Below are 15,923 nucleotides of genomic sequence, written 5' to 3'. Positions count from 1 at the left end.
CGCTCTAGCCTCTCAGATTATCAACAATTTTCAGTACGGGGGCTGCCTGATTAAGCGTGTAGAAGTGTAGACCAGGTGCACCGCCATCGAGTAAGCGCTCACACAAACGGCTAACAACATCGGTGCCAAAAGCGGCAATAGCGTCACTATCATCACCATAAGCTTCCAGCTGCTTACGAATCCAGCGCGGAATTTCTGCACCACAGGCGTCTGAAAAACGCGCCAATTTGGTGTAGTTAGTAATCGGCATAATGCCAGGAATAATCGGCTGCTCGACACCTAATGCCCGAGCTTTTTCAACAAAATGGAAGTAGGCATCCGCGGTAAAAAAGTACTGGGTGATGGCCATGTTGGCGCCAGCCTTCATTTTACGGGCAAAGTTTTCCACATCCTTATCGAGATTGGGTGCCTGTGGATGAGATTCAGGATAGGCAGCCACCGCAATATCAAAATGGTCACCGGTTTCCGCACGGATAAACTCGACCAGTTCGTTGGCGTAGCGCAACTCACCAATGCTTCCCATGCCCGATGGCATGTCTCCCCGTAGCGCCACTAAACTGTCGACGCCCTCTTCACGATACTGCGCTAGCAGGTCGCGCAGTTGCGCTTTTTCACTGCCAATGCAGGAAAGGTGTGGCGCGGTCGTAATGCCGCTCTGGCTAACGGTGCGCACAATATCGCGTGTGCGTGCTTGGGTGGAACCACCAGCACCATAAGTGACCGAGAAAAAGCGCGGTTGTCGAGCGGCCAGTTCATCGCGCACGTGCATTAACTTCTCTCTTCCTGCATCAGTACTGGGCGGAAAGAATTCAAAGCTAATACCTAGCGGGTGCTCTTGACTGCTCATGGGACTTCCTCGTAAAGCGTTAACATCGTGATAATTTAGGTTATTCTCCTCTTTCCGCCGCGCTGGAGCTAATGAAAGATTCCACGGTCGGCCTTTAATTCGGCTCATGTTAGCTATTTACGCAACTACTTAGCTATTCACACAACGACGTCGTCACCTAACGACTCAGGATGCAGAAATGGATTTAGCACCAAGCGCCCTAATGGGGCCACTGCTGATGTTATTGGGGTTTGTAGGCTTGGGATGGATTGCCGCACAGCGCTTAAAAATCGATCCGCGCCCCATTGCCACATTACTGGTTTATCTGATCGCACCACTGACCATTTTCCGTGCACTGATGAACGGCGGCCCCACGGCGGAGTATCTGCTATTAACACTAGCGCTATTCATCTTGGTAAGTACCATGGCGCTGGCCGTACGCTGGTTTACCCAGCACCGCTTTGGGCCACAGGAAGGGGCGCTGTTAGCGTTCTCTTCTGGCACTGGCAATACCGGTTACTTTGGCCTGCCCGTGGCGCTAATTTTACTGCCGCCAGAAGGTGTCACGCTTTATCTCTTCTGCATGTTAGGGATTAATCTATACGAGTTTACGGTGGGCTTTTACTTAAGTGCCCGCGGCCACTTTTCCATGCGCCAAAGTCTGATCAAAATTGCTCGACTGCCGTTGGTCTACGCGTTTTTGTCTGCGCTGCTGCTGAGTGCACTCAACGTGACACTGCCCAGTGCATTGATGAACTCGCTGGACGTCTTCCCCGCCACCTACACCCTGCTAGGCATGATGATTATCGGCATGACCCTTAGCCAGGTGACGCTTGATGCTTGGGACTCCCGCTTTGTTGCCACCTGCGTGGGCTTACGTTATTTGCTTTGGCCGCTGGTGATGCTAAGCGCTGTTTTATTACTTCAAGCCTTGGGGCCGCTTACGCCAGAACTCGGTATGGCGTTGTTACTGTTAGGCGTCGTCCCCATGGCCTCTAATGTGGTGGTGGTCGCGATGGAGCTAGGGATTCAACCGCAAAAAGGAGCATTAGCGGTGCTTACCACCACGCTATTAGCGCCATTACTCATTCCTCTCTATCTCCACCTAATGCTGCGCCTTACCGGTCTAGGCCTCTGATTGGGTTAAAAGCCTTCAACCCCCGTCAGCTTTAGCTGAGCGGCCATCCGCTGTACGTCTGGGTGGCTGAAAAATGCCACCAGCGCGTCAGCACGCACGGGGCCTACGCCGGGTTCGGCTTGCCAATCTGAGCGTGTGTACCCTGCCAACGTATCCCAGTCGCCTAGCTGAGCATTGCCACCTGGTGGCATCCCTAACGCCATTAACCACTGAGCATAGGAGGCCGCCTGTGTGGCTTGGAACTGAGCGACAAGCGCTACTGAGCGGGCGTCGCCCACGCCGTATGCTTGCTGAAGTTGGTTTGGCGTTGCTGCCAGCCAGCCTAGCAGTTCGGTCACAACACCTGCCTCCATCAGCGCTTGCCAGGTACCCTCTCCCACGCCCTGCATGTTTAGCTGGTCACTTAAGAAGCTAAGCCGCGCCAGTAACTGCGCGTCGCAGTCCGTGGTAAGCGTAAAGCAACTTAACAGGTGATAACGCTCTGGCGAGGGCACGCCAAGGGCCGCTCGCTCCCGGGTTTGCCAAACGACTTCTGTTGCCTGGGGAATAGTGAGACCCGCCAATGTTATCGCGATATGGTCACCCGGGCGCACGTCCCATGCTTCCCAGCGCTCCAGAGACCCCAGCGACACACGACTAATACGCCGTCCTTCTAGCGTGACTGGATAAAGCCACAACAGCGGCGTCACGCGTCCTGTTCGACCAACGCGAAACTCGACGCCACGCACCTGAGCTAACGCCTGCTGAGCGGGGTACTTCCACGCAACGGCCCACTCCGGCGGCGATGATGACCAGCGTTGAACCCCAGGGCGTTCGGACTGTTTCAGTACCACTCCATCGGTGGCGAACGGCAATGGGCCGTTAAACCACGTATCGCGCCAGTTGGCGGCATCATGCTGGGCATTAATAGGATGGGTGTAATCGGCGGTATCAAAGCCTAACGCGGTCAGTTGGCCTAGCCTTTCATTCATCTCTCTCGGCCCCTCTGGCCAATCCCAGATAAACAGACCGATCCGCTCACGAGTTTGCCGCGAAGGTGATAGTTGAGCCATGGCCCCGGCAACAGCGCCTCGCGCGCCAGAGGCTGGGGACTGCGACTGAATATGATCATTTAATATCCAGTAGAGTTCGCCTTGGAATACGGCTGAGAGCGGCGTTGGTAGCCTATTTGGCACGGCGGGAAGCTGCTGTACACGAGCCGTCCAGTTCTGACCACGTTCGCCGTCACCGCGGCTAATCGCTTCGACCAACACGCCCTCTTCGTAGCGTAGCGTTATCGCGACACCATCGACCTTAGGCTGAATCCAAAGATCATCTCGGCGGCTAATAAAACGCCGCACACCATCACCATCGGCTTTATTCAAGCCCGTTTGCACCACGGGGTGATCTAGAGTGCCAGCGCTACGGGTGACTCTGGTTAGCGGTCGTTGCCGAGCCACTTCACCCAGGCAGGCTTGCCAGTTTGCTAGCCGAGCGACCGCTTGATCGTAAAGCTCATCATCAATCAGTGACTCGCCCTGATCGTGATAGGCACTGTCCCACTGAGCAATATGCTCTGCCAGTGTTTGGCTCTCTTGCGCCAGCCGTTCACGGGGCCAATCAGGGCACACGTTGGCCTGTGCGGATAAGGTGACACTCATTAACCAAGCAACCAGTAACCATTTCCAGCCTGCTGCACGCCACTTTCTCATGCTCCACCTCTCCCGTTTACCTCCCTTATCCATAAAGTAACCTTAGCGTAAGGCTTATCATCCCGTTCAACGCACAACAAAAACGCCCCTTGGCGTAGGCCATAGGGGCGTTCTCTCTTACGACAGGCGTTGCTTGGTTTACAAACCGGCAGCCTGGCGCAGAGTGTCGGCTTTATCGGTTTTTTCCCACGGGAAGGCGGTAAAGGTTTCGGTATGCACTTGGCCTTTGTCGTCTACCCAGCTGTAGCTATGCTCAAACGGCTCACGTCCAAAGTGACCATAAGCAGACGTGAGGCGATACATCGGATGTAGCAGGTCGAGCATTTTAGTAATCGCGTAAGGGCGCAGATCAAAGTGCTCACGCACTAGCTCGACAATTTTAGCATCGTCGACTTTACCGGTGCCGAAGGTATCAATGGAAACCGACGTCGGCTCGGCAACGCCGATAGCGTAGGAAACCTGGATTTCGCACTTATCAGCCAAGCCTGCGGCAACGACGTTTTTAGCCACATAACGGCCAGCGTAAGCGGCACTGCGGTCAACTTTAGACGGGTCCTTACCCGAGAAGGCTCCACCGCCATGGCGCGCCATACCGCCGTATGTATCGACGATAATTTTACGCCCTGTTAAACCACAGTCGCCCACCGGGCCACCAATAACAAACTGGCCGGTCGGATTAATGTGGTACTGGGTATGCTCATCCAGCCACTCAGCGGGAATCACCTGTTCGACGATTTCGCGCTTAACCATTTTGCGCAGGTCGTCTTGGCCGATTTCCGGGTCGTGCTGAGTAGACAATACGATAGCATCGACACCACAGGGTTTGCCTTCCGCGTTATAGCGGAACGTTACCTGACTTTTGGCATCTGGGCGTAGCCACGGCAGCAGACCGTTTTTGCGCAGCTCCGCCTGACGCTCAACCAAACGGTGCGAGTAGTGAATTGGCGCCGGCATAAACGAATCGGTTTCGTTAGTCGCGTAGCCAAACATCAACCCCTGATCGCCAGCACCCTGATCTTCAGGTTTCGTGCGGTCGACGCCCTGAGCGATATCAACGCTTTGTTTGCCGATCAGGTTGATCACCCCACAGGTTGCGCCATCAAAGCCCACGCGAGATGAGGTGTAGCCAATATCGGTAATCACATCACGTACAAGCGCTTCAAGATCAACCCACGCAGACGTGGTGATCTCACCAGCAATAATGGCAACGCCTGTCTTCACCATGGTTTCACAGGCAACGCGGGCCTGTTTATCTCGGGCGATAATGGCATCTAGTACCGCGTCGGAAATCTGGTCGGCAATCTTATCAGGATGCCCTTCGGAGACAGACTCGGAGGTAAACAGGGAATATTCGCTCATCGCGCTCTCGACCCTCTGTATGACGGCTGCAGAGTGACCGCAGCATCAGCAGGAAATCATGGCAGGAAGTTCAGTTCCCTGCCCATATATAGAAGCGGCACGACAATTTTCGCTACCACTTCGGGAGGCAGAGTCTACACGCTGTTGGGGGTTCTTCCCAGAACGTGGCTCCAGAATTTGCCGCCGCCGGGGAAGTCAGCGACAATAGCGCCTTTATTATTTCCGTTTTCAGGCGAGGAGCACCCCCATGCCGTCCCGTTTTGAGCTGGCCAATGCCATTCGCGCCCTTTCCATGGATGCTGTTCAGAAGGCCAAATCTGGCCACCCTGGCGCACCTATGGGCATGGCTGATATCGCCGAGGTGCTGTGGAATGACTACCTCAAGCACAACCCCGAAGATCCCAAGTGGGCTGATCGCGACCGCTTCGTGTTGTCTAATGGCCACGGCTCAATGCTGCTTTATTCGCTGCTGCACCTCAGCGGCTATGAATTAAGCCTGGAACAGCTGCAGAACTTCCGCCAGTTGCATTCGCCCACGGCTGGCCACCCGGAATTTGGCTACGCCCCAGGTATCGAAACCACCACCGGCCCGCTGGGCCAAGGGTTCGCCAACGCCGTTGGCTTTGCGATTGCTGAAAAAACGCTGGCCGCGCAGTTTAATCGCCCTGGCCACAGCATTGTTGATCACCATACGTGGTGCTTCCTGGGTGACGGCTGCTTAATGGAAGGCATCTCCCATGAAGCCGCATCGCTGGCAGGTACTCAGCAGCTTGGCAAGCTGATTGCCCTGTATGACGACAACGGCATCTCTATTGATGGCGAGGTTGAAGGCTGGTTTACCGACGACACCGCTAAGCGCTTTGAGGCGTACGGCTGGCACGTGGTGCCAAACGTCGACGGTCATAAGCCGGAAGAGATCAAAGCGGCCATTGAATTAGCCAAGAGCCACGACGATAAGCCGAGCCTGATTATCTGCAAAACAATCATTGGCTTTGGCGCACCTAACAAACAGGGTAAAGAAGAGGCACACGGTGCACCCTTAGGTGACGACGAAGTGGCCCTCGCCCGTAAGCAACTCGGCTGGGAACACGCACCGTTCCATATCCCCGAGCCCGTGTACTCTGCTTGGGATGCCCGTAACGCAGGCAAAACCCGCCAGCAGGAGTGGGATGCCCGCTTCGCCCGTTATGCCCAAGCATTCCCAGCCGAAGCCAAAGAGTTTGAGCGCCGCATGAAGGCGCAGCTACCGGCAGAACTTTCAACCGCTGCGCTCATTGAGCAGGCGCAAGAGAAAGGTGAAAGCATTGCCTCTCGCAAGGCCTCTTTTGAAGCGTTGAATGTTATCGGCCCGCAAATGCCCGAGCTGCTCGGCGGCAGCGCCGATCTTGCGCCGTCTAACTTAACCTTCTGGAAGGGCGCCAAAGCCATCACGCCGGAAGACGCTAGCGGCAATTACCTGCACTACGGGGTGCGTGAGTTCGGCATGGGCGCGGTGATGAATGGTATCGCCCTTCACGGTGGTTTCGTTCCGTATGGCGCGACCTTCCTGATTTTCATGGAATACATGCGTAACGCCGTGCGGATGGCCGCACTGATGGGCCAACAAGCCATTTATGTATTTACCCATGACTCTATTGGCCTGGGCGAAGATGGTCCCACCCACCAGCCGATTGAGCAGCTGACCAGCCTGCGCACAACGCCTAACCTGAACACATGGCGTCCCTGTGACGCGGTTGAAACAGCGGCTTCCTGGGATGCAGCGGTGAAGCGCCACGCCGGCCCCACCGCGCTGGTGCTCTCGCGCCAGAACCTGCCTCACCAGCAGCGCACCAAGGCGCAACTAGCGGCCATTCAGCGCGGTGGTTACATTTTGAAAGACAGTGACGGCACGCCCGAGCTGATTTTGATTGCCACTGGCTCTGAAGTATCGCTTGCCATGGACGCCGCAGCAGAACTAGAGCAGCAGGGTAACGCGGTGCGCGTGGTTTCCATGCCGTCAACCTACTGTTTTAATGGCCAAGACGCGGAATACCGTGAAAGTGTACTGCCCAAGGCAGTCACCAAGCGGATTGCGATCGAAGCGGGCCATGCCGACTACTGGTACAAGTACGTTGGCCTGGATGGTCGTGTTATCGGCATGACCACCTACGGTGAGTCTGCACCTGCGGGCGAACTGTTCAAACATTTCGGCTTTACGGTTGAAAATATTGTTAAACAGGCCAATGAGCTACTGGGCTAACGCCATGCAGGCTGATCTAGCGCGGGTTCTGCCATGCCCGCGCTAAATGGTCTGCTTTGGCTAATTAGCTATTGGTTAATTGGGGAAGTGGTCATCCACTTCTCCGGTTTGCCTTTTTCTTCAGGGGTGGTGGGCATGCTGTTGCTATGTGCCACCCTTGGTGTCTTAGGGCGCGTGCCTTCAAGTTTAGCGGCCGCAGCACAACCGTTAATCGCGCTTCTGGCCATGTTGATTATGCCAGGCGTCGTTGGCGTGTTCTTTATTCTGGATGAACTCGCGGGTCAGTGGTTCGCCATACTTATTGCGCTATTGCTAGGGACGTTATTAAGCGTGATTACCACGTTATGGTTATTACAACGGCTAATTGGGCGATCAGATGCCCACTGATATGTTGTCCACTCTAACAGCCACACCGCTGTTTGCTGTAGGACTTACCCTTGCAGCCTATTTGCTCGGCAACCTGATTTTTAAGCGCTTGCGCAACCCTTCTTGGCTACCCGCTATTCTAATCGCTGCGTTGCTATTAGCAGCGGCACTTGTCGCGATAGGGCTGCCTTATTCGATTTACCAACAAGGGGCCTCATGGCTCACCATTTTGTTAGGGCCGGCGACCGTTGCCTTAGGCATGCCACTCTATCAACAGTTGCCGCGCATTCGTGAACTGTGGCAACCGCTGACACTTTGTTTACCGATCGCCGCCGCACTAGCGGCCTGCTACGCAATAGGCATTGCTTGGCTAATGGGGGCTAGCCCCACTATTTTGGCGTCACTCGCCGCCAAATCAGTCACCGCGCCAATCGCCATCGGCATTACTGAACAGCTCGGCGGCAACGTAGCGTTACTCATGGGGGCGCTGTTAGTGACAGGAGTGGTTACCATTCCCTTCGTGAGTGTCGTTGCTCGGCTGCTAAAAATTAACGATGAACGCATTATTGGCTTCGCACTGGGTCTCAATGGCCATGCCATTGGCACTGTGCGAGCATTTGAACTGAGCCCAACGGCTGGCGCGTTTGCCTCGTTAGGCATGAGTTTAACCGGTATTTTTACCGCCCTATTGCTGCCACTCGCCTGGCGGCTGATCGGCACGGTCAGCTGAAAAACAAACTCAGTTGAAATACGCTATCATTGAGCAATTTTTTGAGAGCCGCTTCGCGACATGGCTAATGCAAACTCGACATATCGAATTGCCATTAATGGTTACGGACGCATTGGCCAATGCGTGTTAAGAGCGTTGGTTGAGCGCAACCACCCGGAAATTGAAGTGGTCGCCATCAATGAGCTATCTGATCTTGCGACGATTACCTACCTTACTCGCTACGATACGACCCATGGTCGTTTCCCAGGTGAAGTAGACAATGACGGCGAATGCCTACTTATCAATGGCCAGCGCATACACGTTCTTTGCGAGCGTGATCCGCAGGCTCTGCCCTGGGCAGCACTAGACATTGATTTAGTTCTGGAATGCTCTGGTAGTTTCAAGGATCGTGCGACAGCGGAGCAGCATTTAGCCGCTGGCGCTAAGCGACTGCTGTTTTCTCAACCCGCCGAAAGCGATGTGGATACGACGATTGTGTGGGGCATCAACGAACATGAGCTCACACTCTCCCACCGCATTCTCTCAGCAGCCTCATGCACCACCAACTGCCTTGTCCCGTTACTCACCGTACTGGACGAAGCACTGGGGCTTGAACACGGCGTTACCACCACTATTCACTCGGCCATGAACGACCAGCCCGTCATTGATGCTTATCATCAAACGGATCTGCGCCTGACACGCTCGGCCATGCAGTCAATTGTCCCCGTAGACACGGGGTTGGCCGTCGGGATCAGTCGCCTGATGCCAAGTCTGTCCGGTCGTTTTGAATGCCTACACGTGCGCGTACCCACCATTAATGTCTCTGCGATGGATGCCGCATTGACTGTGCGTTGCGACACGAGTGCCGAGCACGTTAACGACTTACTACGATCCGCCAGTCAGCAGCGCTTAGCTGGCGTATTAGGCTATACCGAAGCCCCCATGGCATCGATAGATTTTAATCATGATCCACGCTCTGGCATCCTAGACGCCACGCAAACACGGGTTGCGGGGACACGCTTAATTAAGCTGCTGTGTTGGTTTGATAATGAATGGGGCTTTGCCAATCGTATGCTGGATATCACCCAGCGGCTGGCATCGCTTTCCAAAAGCAACGCCCGCTAGGCCTGCATCATGTCTTTTCATCTGCTTGAACACGAGGAAACCGCTCACATGAACGTGCAAAAAATGACCGACCTGCCCCTGGAAGGGCAGCGCGTGCTGATTCGTGAAGACCTTAACGTACCGATCAAGCATGGCCGTGTTTCCAGTGACGCTCGTCTTCGCGCGGCGCTGCCAACCATTCAGGCAGCAGCTCAAGCAGGTGCAAAAGTGATGCTAATGAGTCACTTAGGCCGTCCTACTGAAGGTGAGCCTGCTGAAGAATTTTCACTCGCACCCGTCGCTGAGCGCTTAGGCGAGTTGCTTAGCCGCCCCGTTACGCTGATCAGCGATTATCTCGAGACAGCGCCAACATTGGCTAACGGCGATGTTGTGCTGCTAGAGAACGTGCGCTTTAACAACGGTGAGAAAAAAGACGACGAACAGCTTTCCAAGCAATACGCAGCGTTATGCGACGTTTTTGTAATGGATGCCTTCGGTACGGCTCATCGTGCGCAGGCCTCTACTCACGGCGTGGCGCGCTTTGCGCCACAGGCGTGCGCAGGACCGCTGCTTGCCCAAGAGCTTGATGCGCTTGAAAAAGCGTTGGCAAACCCGGCGCGCCCCATGACAGCCATTGTAGGCGGCTCTAAAGTATCCACCAAGTTAGACGTACTCACCGCCCTTTCAGACAAATGCGACCAACTGATTGTTGGTGGTGGTATCGCCAACACGTTTATCGCTGCGGCAGGCTATAATGTTGGCAAATCGCTCTTTGAGGCAGATTTAATCGGCCAGGCAAAAGCACTCATGGAAAAAGTAGCCATTCCGTTACCGACGGATGTCGTCGTTGCCACTGAGTTTTCTGATTCCGCAGAAGCTGTCATCAAGCCAGTTGATCAGGTCGCCGATAACGAAATGATTCTGGATATCGGTCCCGACACCGCTAGCCACTTAGCCAGCTTACTGAAAAATGCAGGCACTATTTTGTGGAACGGCCCTGTCGGTGTATTTGAAATTGATCAGTTTGGTAAAGGAACCGAAGTGCTTTCTCAGGCGATTGCCGACAGTAGCGCTTTCTCAATTGCTGGGGGCGGTGATACGTTAGCAGCGATTGATAAATATGCCATTGCTGACCGCGTTTCCTATATCTCTACTGGCGGTGGCGCATTTCTTGAGTACGTTGAAGGCAAGCAGTTGCCTGCCGTCGCCGCACTCGAGGCTGCCGCTCAGCGCGGTTAAATCTTTAAACAAATGGCACGCTCACTGCCTTTGTACATACATACAACCCAACTAAGGTGATCCCATGGCTTTGATCAGCATGCGCCAAATGCTCGACCACGCAGCCGAATATGGCTACGGCATTCCAGCATTCAACGTTAATAACCTTGAGCAGATGCGCGCCATCATGGAAGCTGCTGACGCCACTGACTCGCCGGTTATCGTGCAAGCCTCTGCTGGCGCGCGGAAATATGCTGGTGCCCCCTTCCTGCGCCACCTGATCTTGGCAGCAGTTGAAGAGTTCCCGCATATTCCAGTCGTGATGCATCAGGACCACGGTACTAGCCCTGCTGTTTGCCAGCGCTCCATTCAACTCGGCTTCTCCTCGGTAATGATGGACGGCTCTTTGGGTGAAGACGGTAAAACACCGATGGACTATGACTACAACGTCGATGTCACTCGCCGTGCCGTAGAAATGGCGCATGCTTGTGGTGTCTCCGTTGAAGGCGAGCTAGGCTGCCTAGGCAGCTTAGAGACGGGCATGGCTGGCGAAGAAGACGGCATTGGTGCCGAGGGCAAGCTGGACATGGAACAGATGCTCACCGACCCTGAAGAAGCCGCTGAGTTTGTCAAAGCAACCCACGTAGATGCGCTGGCTATCGCCATTGGTACCAGCCACGGGGCTTATAAATTTACCAAGCCACCCACTGGCGACACCCTGTCGATCCAACGCATTAAAGAGATCCATGCGCGCATTCCCGACACGCATCTGGTAATGCACGGTTCATCATCCGTGCCACAAGAGTGGCTGGAAGTGATTAACCAGTATGGTGGTCAAATTCCGGAAACGTATGGTGTACCGGTCGAAGAGATCATCGAAGGCATTAAACACGGTGTTCGTAAAGTCAACATCGACACCGATTTACGTCTTGCTTCTACGGGTGCAGTCCGCCGCTTTATGGCCCAGAACCCTTCCGAGTTCGACCCGCGTAAATTCCTTAAAGAAACCGTGACCGCCATGCGTGACCTGTGTATTGCACGCTATGAAGCTTTCGGCACTGCTGGTAATGCGAGCAAAATTAAACCCGTCAACTTAGAAGTAATGTTCCAGCGCTACGAGCGCGGCGAGCTGGCACCTAAAGTGAAGTAACTTTCTCTTCACGTACCCCCCTTAAGGCGGCCGATTGGTCGCCTTATTTATTGCAGCGCAGTGTAGTGCTAATTCGCGACGCTTAACACGCTAAAAGCACTACTTATTATCGTCGTTGCTCTGCTCACCCTCACCGCTTTCGATTGCATCCTCGGCACTACCAGTACCTCCCGTGCCTCCCTCTGTATCTTCTGTATCTTCTGTATCTTCTGCATTATCAGCATGGTTACTTTCATCGCCGCTGGTTTCCTCAGCGTCGTTGGAAGTGGGCTCATCTCGCTGAACTGCTCCTGCCTTGATACCGTACTTCTCCTCTAATGCCGCATCGCCTAATGCGTCGTGCTGCGTATTATCTGAATCTGACGTTTCGGCTTGCGCTTGCCCTGCCATCAGTAGGGATGTACAGAAAGCAATTGAAAACACCCAAGGTGTAAATCGCATCGAAGCTCTCCTTTTTTGTGGTTATCAAAGCTTAGTCTAAACATGGCTACCCATCAGTGCTGTTGCTTTAAAAAGCCCTTCCTGCCCCAGCAATGAGGCTATCACTCAGCCCTTTCCTTGGGCCCCTAGATATAAACCTGTAAAAAATTATCAAACAGTGTTCACAAAGAGCTAAAAATCCCGTTCAATAGCAGTATGGTCGGCTTAAACTAACACGGGCAGCGCGAAAGACGTTGCAAGGAATGACAATGCCGCTTCCACTTTTGCTGTTTGACTGTGATGGCACCCTCGTTGATAGCGAGCCACTTCTAGCGGAAGAAATGGCTATCGGTCTAAATTCGGTAGGCTTACCCTTTAAATCCACCGATTATCTCGGCGAGTTTCGAGGTGCCCGTTTTCGACGAATTGTGGCAGAGTTACAGCAGCGTTACGGTAGTGTCGATGAAGCTCAATTAGCTAGCATGGAGCAGGCGATGCGAACCAACTTAGCTAATCGTTTATCAAGCGAGCTGAAGGCAATTCCTGGCGTCCATGAATCACTTGAAGTATTGAGTAATTACCCGAGTGCGGTTGTATCTAATGGCCCAGAAAGCAAAATTCATACTGCTTTACAAGCAACCGGCCTAGCCAGCTACTTTGGGAAGCGTTTGTTCAGCGGTTATACGGCTAACTGCTGGAAACCAGAGCCCTGTCTTCACCTTCATGCAGCTAGTATCATGGGTTTTTCAGCAAGTGATTGTATTGCCATCGATGACGCACTCGTTGGCGTAAGGGCCGCTCTACAAGCTGGCATGACCGTCATTCACTTGAATCGTTACCCAGACGCTGAAACTACGCCTGAAGGCGCTATTATGATCAGCAACATGTATCAGCTACCTGCAGTCGTTGAGCGCCTTACTCATGAAAAGTGGCAGATGCCAGTGCCTCAACATTCAATAGAGAAATAAGTATGGCTTCATTACGTGATCAGCTCGGCGGCCTTGTGTATTCAACAGAGCAAGGCAAGACTTGCCCAAGCTGCCGCGAGTCTGTCGACCAATGCCGCTGCGCAGATACCAGCGAGCAAGCGCGCATTGCTGATTTAGACGGCATTGTGCGAATCCGACGTGAAACCAGTGGTCGCAAGGGAAAAGGAGTCACCACGATTAGCGGCATACCGCTTTCCAATGCGGAGTTGAAAACGCTTGCTAAGACACTGAAGAAACGCTGTGGCACCGGTGGTGCTGTAAAAGATGGCATTATCGAAATTCAGGGCGATCACCGGGAAACGCTACAGCAAGCATTAACATCGTTAGGCTACCAAGTTAAATTAGCAGGTGGTTGACACACTTCTGTGATAGCGCTCTGTCTTGAGGCAAAGCACTAAAGGGCAAGGCACTGCAATGAATTGGTTAGAATACCTGCTACCACTCATTTTTCTGTTTCCCATGGCGGCCATGGGTGGCATTGTCTTGGCGCTGCGTAGCCTTCACGATGCACGCGTTCAGTCTCCCTTTAATGCTCCCTTGCGTGAACCCGGTCAAGCTCTGCGGCACCGCCTTGACCAAGCTTTTTCTAGCCTGTTTTTAAATGGTGCGCTCGGTCCCATTATTAGCCTTGCCCCGCTGGTGTATGGCATGGGCCGTATGCTGTTTGTGGAGAAGCAAGACTGGTTGGAGTGGGCATTATATGGCTTACTTAGCACGCTGTTAGTACTGGCTTTTTCACTGTTACTTGTGCGCGATTACCAGCGCATTCGCCGTCTTAAACTCGGTTTAGCTTGTGAATTAGCCGTTGGCCAAGAACTTGAACGCATGGTGAGGCCAGAAGCCCACCCTTATTATGTGTTTCACGACGTCCCCACCGATAGCTTTACTATTGACCATGTCGTTGTCACACCACATGGCGTTTTCGTGGTAGAAACACGTGCACGAGCATTAGCGATTGGCAGCAATGGTAAGGAGCTTAATAGCGTAGCCGTTGAACGTGAGCGGCTACGTTTTCCTCACTGGCAAGAACGCCGCCCTCTGCATAAAACACGTCAGGGTGTTAGTTGGCTGACGCAATGGCTTGAGCGTCGTTGTGGTGTTCCTGTGCCGGTACAAGGCGTATTGGTTTTGCCGGGTTGGGACGTTGATACTAGCGAAGCTGCCCCCGATATATTAGTCGTTAGCGGTGAGCAGCTATCACGTCAACTAACCGAGCTCACCCCTGGCCAGATGAGCGATGCCATTCACGATAAAGTGATTCATCTACTCATTGAGCGTGCACGCCTTATGGAGCTTAAACACCTGCGTCAACCCTCCGTATAGAAGGTTAATTACCGCGCAAGCGCCCTCCCATTTCTTGCGCAAGATCGACAGCATAGTGATCGGTCATGCCACCAATAAAATCCAGCATGCGCCGATAGCTATCGTAGAGCGTCCAGGACGGCAATGGCGTGTTTTCACCAATCAACGCCAGCACGCGCTGGTGCTTGAATGAGCTATGCCCTGTGTGATGTAGTTCATTAGCAGCACCAATAAATGCTTCTAATAAAATCCCTAGCGTTGTATAGGCACCAATTTCAAGTTTGGCTTTGCGCTCATTTTGAAAAATGCGCTCACGAGCTAACTGCTTTGCCGCTTGAACGCCCCACCCCAGGTCAGGATGACACAGCTCTAATAAATCCTGGCCTAACGTTCCGCTGAGCAACGCTTGCTCATGCTGCACAAAAACCGCCCCCACATCATTCACCGCGCGTTCCATAGCGGCCCCGCGCAGTAAGGCAATTCGACGCCGCTGAGATACTTTCCGCCTCTCCATCTCAGCGTATTCTGGAGGGAATTCACCCGCGATCTGACGCAGTATCTCGACCACTTCCTCATAGCGAAGAATCCCCATCTCTAAGCCATCTTCTAAATCAAGCAGGGCGTAGCAGATATCATCAGCCGCTTCGACAAGCCAGGCAAGCGGGTGACGACACCAACGCTGATCTCCTTGGGGAAGAAGCCCGACAGCATCAGCCACTTCTTTTAACAGCGCCTGTTCAGACTGGTAACAACCGAATTTACCAGCACGCCCGCTGTAGCGTACCGTCCAGGGGTATTTAAGCAGAGTACCTAACGTAGCGGCAGATAACCGCATACCACCATTAAACTGGTTGTACTCAATTTGGGTAATAACACGGAAGCCCTGGGCGTTGCCTTCGTAGGTCAGTAAGTCATCACGCTCTGCATCAGACAAGCCATCTAGCAAGCCACTTTGTTGAGCACGCCGAAACCAATCACGAATTGCATATTCACCGGCATGACCAAAAGGGGGGTTGCCAATATCATGTCCTAAGCACGCTGTCTGAACGATCACCCCTAAGTCAGCGGGTGTGATCCAGCCAGGCAGGCGGTCCCTTAGTAACTCGCCCACAATCATACCTAGCGAGCGACCAACGCAGCCGACTTCCAGTGAATGGGTCAAGCGCGTATGGATATGATCATTTTCAGTCAGTGGATGAACTTGCGTTTTCCGACCCAAACGCCGGAAGGAGCCCGAGAAAACGATACGATCATGATCTTTATGAAAAGGACTTCGCCCGATTTCATGGGTTGCTTCACGTACACCGCCAGGGCGTTTATCGTGAAGGCGTTGAGGGGATAATAACTGGTCCCATTGCATCTGTGTCATAGCGTTCCTCCGTGAGAGCAACATTTTGACATAAATCCAAGCA

15 protein-coding genes are annotated in these 15,923 nt (G+C 53.5%); 10 read left to right on the top strand and 5 right to left on the bottom strand.

All coding sequences use genetic code 11. The features are described from left to right. Positions 1-4: 4 nt before the first annotated feature. The gene (gene metF, locus NF683_RS07450; protein WP_089037284.1) at positions 5-847 is read right to left on the bottom strand and encodes a methylenetetrahydrofolate reductase [NAD(P)H]; all 843 of its coding nucleotides are present in this window, start codon (positions 845-847) and stop codon (positions 5-7) included. 178 nt (positions 848-1,025) lie between these two features. Between metF and NF683_RS07445 the strand changes: the two genes are divergently transcribed. Further along, positions 1,026-1,964 (top strand): AEC family transporter, encoded by a 939-nt coding sequence (locus tag NF683_RS07445; RefSeq protein WP_253921662.1) that lies wholly within the window; start codon positions 1,026-1,028, stop codon positions 1,962-1,964. Positions 1,965-1,969: 5 nt separating this feature from the next. Here NF683_RS07445 and ligB read toward each other — a convergent pair whose 3' ends face one another. Beyond that, a complete protein-coding gene (gene ligB / locus NF683_RS07440; protein ID WP_253921661.1) occupies positions 1,970-3,655 on the bottom strand; it encodes an NAD-dependent DNA ligase LigB in 1,686 nt (561 codons plus the stop codon). A gap of 138 nt (positions 3,656-3,793) precedes the next feature. Next, positions 3,794-5,014: a methionine adenosyltransferase gene (metK, locus tag NF683_RS07435; RefSeq protein WP_089037281.1), complete on the bottom strand. Its 1,221-nt coding sequence runs from the start codon at positions 5,012-5,014 to the stop codon at positions 3,794-3,796. Positions 5,015-5,261: 247 nt separating this feature from the next. Here metK and tkt point away from each other — a divergent pair, with 247 nt between their 5' ends. The 6 genes from tkt to fba all read left to right on the top strand — a co-directional run bounded on the left by tkt (position 5,262) and on the right by fba (position 11,800). Further along, positions 5,262-7,253, top strand: coding sequence for a transketolase (gene tkt, locus NF683_RS07430; protein WP_253921660.1), 1,992 nt, complete (start codon positions 5,262-5,264; stop codon positions 7,251-7,253). A gap of 33 nt (positions 7,254-7,286) precedes the next feature. After that, entirely contained in the window at positions 7,287-7,640 is a 354-nt protein-coding gene (locus NF683_RS07425; RefSeq protein WP_089037279.1) for a CidA/LrgA family protein, read from the top strand. Beyond that, the gene (locus NF683_RS07420; RefSeq protein ID WP_193060204.1) at positions 7,630-8,349 is read left to right on the top strand and encodes an LrgB family protein; all 720 of its coding nucleotides are present in this window, start codon (positions 7,630-7,632) and stop codon (positions 8,347-8,349) included. Before NF683_RS07425 ends, NF683_RS07420 begins: the two co-directional genes overlap by 11 nt. 60 nt (positions 8,350-8,409) lie before the next feature. Beyond that, positions 8,410-9,453 carry a type I glyceraldehyde-3-phosphate dehydrogenase gene (locus NF683_RS07415; RefSeq protein WP_253921659.1) on the top strand — a complete coding sequence of 348 codons (1,044 nt, stop codon included), beginning with the start codon at positions 8,410-8,412 and terminating at the stop codon, positions 9,451-9,453. A 48-nt stretch (positions 9,454-9,501) separates the two neighbouring features. Beyond that, on the top strand, positions 9,502-10,671 hold the full coding sequence (locus tag NF683_RS07410; RefSeq protein ID WP_253921658.1) for a phosphoglycerate kinase: 1,170 nt from the start codon (positions 9,502-9,504) through the stop codon (positions 10,669-10,671). A 64-nt stretch (positions 10,672-10,735) separates the two neighbouring features. Beyond that, entirely contained in the window at positions 10,736-11,800 is a 1,065-nt protein-coding gene (fba, locus tag NF683_RS07405; RefSeq protein WP_038480053.1) for a class II fructose-bisphosphate aldolase, read from the top strand. A 99-nt stretch (positions 11,801-11,899) separates the two neighbouring features. Here fba and NF683_RS07400 read toward each other — a convergent pair whose 3' ends face one another. Beyond that, a complete protein-coding gene (locus NF683_RS07400; RefSeq protein ID WP_253921657.1) occupies positions 11,900-12,241 on the bottom strand; it encodes a hypothetical protein in 342 nt (113 codons plus the stop codon). 248 nt (positions 12,242-12,489) lie between these two features. Here NF683_RS07400 and NF683_RS07395 point away from each other — a divergent pair, with 248 nt between their 5' ends. Genes NF683_RS07395 through NF683_RS07385 form a run of 3 tightly spaced genes read left to right on the top strand, consistent with a single transcriptional unit; the run spans position 12,490 to position 14,532 of the window. Continuing rightward, positions 12,490-13,188 carry an HAD family hydrolase gene (locus NF683_RS07395; protein WP_089037274.1) on the top strand — a complete coding sequence of 233 codons (699 nt, stop codon included), beginning with the start codon at positions 12,490-12,492 and terminating at the stop codon, positions 13,186-13,188. Between the two features lie 2 nt (positions 13,189-13,190). Then, positions 13,191-13,565 (top strand): translation initiation factor Sui1, encoded by a 375-nt coding sequence (locus NF683_RS07390; protein ID WP_089037273.1) that lies wholly within the window; start codon positions 13,191-13,193, stop codon positions 13,563-13,565. Between the two features lie 58 nt (positions 13,566-13,623). Continuing rightward, entirely contained in the window at positions 13,624-14,532 is a 909-nt protein-coding gene (locus NF683_RS07385; RefSeq protein WP_089037272.1) for a nuclease-related domain-containing protein, read from the top strand. A gap of 4 nt (positions 14,533-14,536) precedes the next feature. Here NF683_RS07385 and NF683_RS07380 read toward each other — a convergent pair whose 3' ends face one another. Beyond that, on the bottom strand, positions 14,537-15,880 hold the full coding sequence (locus NF683_RS07380) for a deoxyguanosinetriphosphate triphosphohydrolase (protein ID WP_089037271.1): 1,344 nt from the start codon (positions 15,878-15,880) through the stop codon (positions 14,537-14,539). Positions 15,881-15,923 lie beyond the last annotated feature (43 nt).

Source organism: Halomonas sp. MS1 (genome assembly GCF_024182575.1).
In the GTDB taxonomy this organism is placed as follows: Bacteria; Pseudomonadota; Gammaproteobacteria; order Pseudomonadales; family Halomonadaceae; genus Vreelandella.
This window is presented reverse-complemented; position numbering and strand designations above follow the sequence as displayed.

What these genes read in the sequence shown, in the direction of transcription:
- metF (WP_089037284.1), bottom strand. Translation starts at nt 847, where the DNA reads ATGAGCAGTCAAGAGCACCCGCTAGGTATTAGCTTTGAATTCTTTCCG.
- NF683_RS07445 (WP_253921662.1), top strand. Translation starts at nt 1,026, where the DNA reads ATGGATTTAGCACCAAGCGCCCTAATGGGGCCACTGCTGATGTTATTG.
- ligB (WP_253921661.1), bottom strand. Translation starts at nt 3,655, where the DNA reads ATGAGAAAGTGGCGTGCAGCAGGCTGGAAATGGTTACTGGTTGCTTGG.
- metK (WP_089037281.1), bottom strand. Translation starts at nt 5,014, where the DNA reads ATGAGCGAATATTCCCTGTTTACCTCCGAGTCTGTCTCCGAAGGGCAT.
- tkt (WP_253921660.1), top strand. Translation starts at nt 5,262, where the DNA reads ATGCCGTCCCGTTTTGAGCTGGCCAATGCCATTCGCGCCCTTTCCATG.
- NF683_RS07425 (WP_089037279.1), top strand. Translation starts at nt 7,287, where the DNA reads ATGCCCGCGCTAAATGGTCTGCTTTGGCTAATTAGCTATTGGTTAATT.
- NF683_RS07420 (WP_193060204.1), top strand. Translation starts at nt 7,630, where the DNA reads ATGCCCACTGATATGTTGTCCACTCTAACAGCCACACCGCTGTTTGCT.
- NF683_RS07415 (WP_253921659.1), top strand. Translation starts at nt 8,410, where the DNA reads ATGGCTAATGCAAACTCGACATATCGAATTGCCATTAATGGTTACGGA.
- NF683_RS07410 (WP_253921658.1), top strand. Translation starts at nt 9,502, where the DNA reads ATGAACGTGCAAAAAATGACCGACCTGCCCCTGGAAGGGCAGCGCGTG.
- fba (WP_038480053.1), top strand. Translation starts at nt 10,736, where the DNA reads ATGGCTTTGATCAGCATGCGCCAAATGCTCGACCACGCAGCCGAATAT.
- NF683_RS07400 (WP_253921657.1), bottom strand. Translation starts at nt 12,241, where the DNA reads ATGCGATTTACACCTTGGGTGTTTTCAATTGCTTTCTGTACATCCCTA.
- NF683_RS07395 (WP_089037274.1), top strand. Translation starts at nt 12,490, where the DNA reads ATGCCGCTTCCACTTTTGCTGTTTGACTGTGATGGCACCCTCGTTGAT.
- NF683_RS07390 (WP_089037273.1), top strand. Translation starts at nt 13,191, where the DNA reads ATGGCTTCATTACGTGATCAGCTCGGCGGCCTTGTGTATTCAACAGAG.
- NF683_RS07385 (WP_089037272.1), top strand. Translation starts at nt 13,624, where the DNA reads ATGAATTGGTTAGAATACCTGCTACCACTCATTTTTCTGTTTCCCATG.
- NF683_RS07380 (WP_089037271.1), bottom strand. Translation starts at nt 15,880, where the DNA reads ATGACACAGATGCAATGGGACCAGTTATTATCCCCTCAACGCCTTCAC.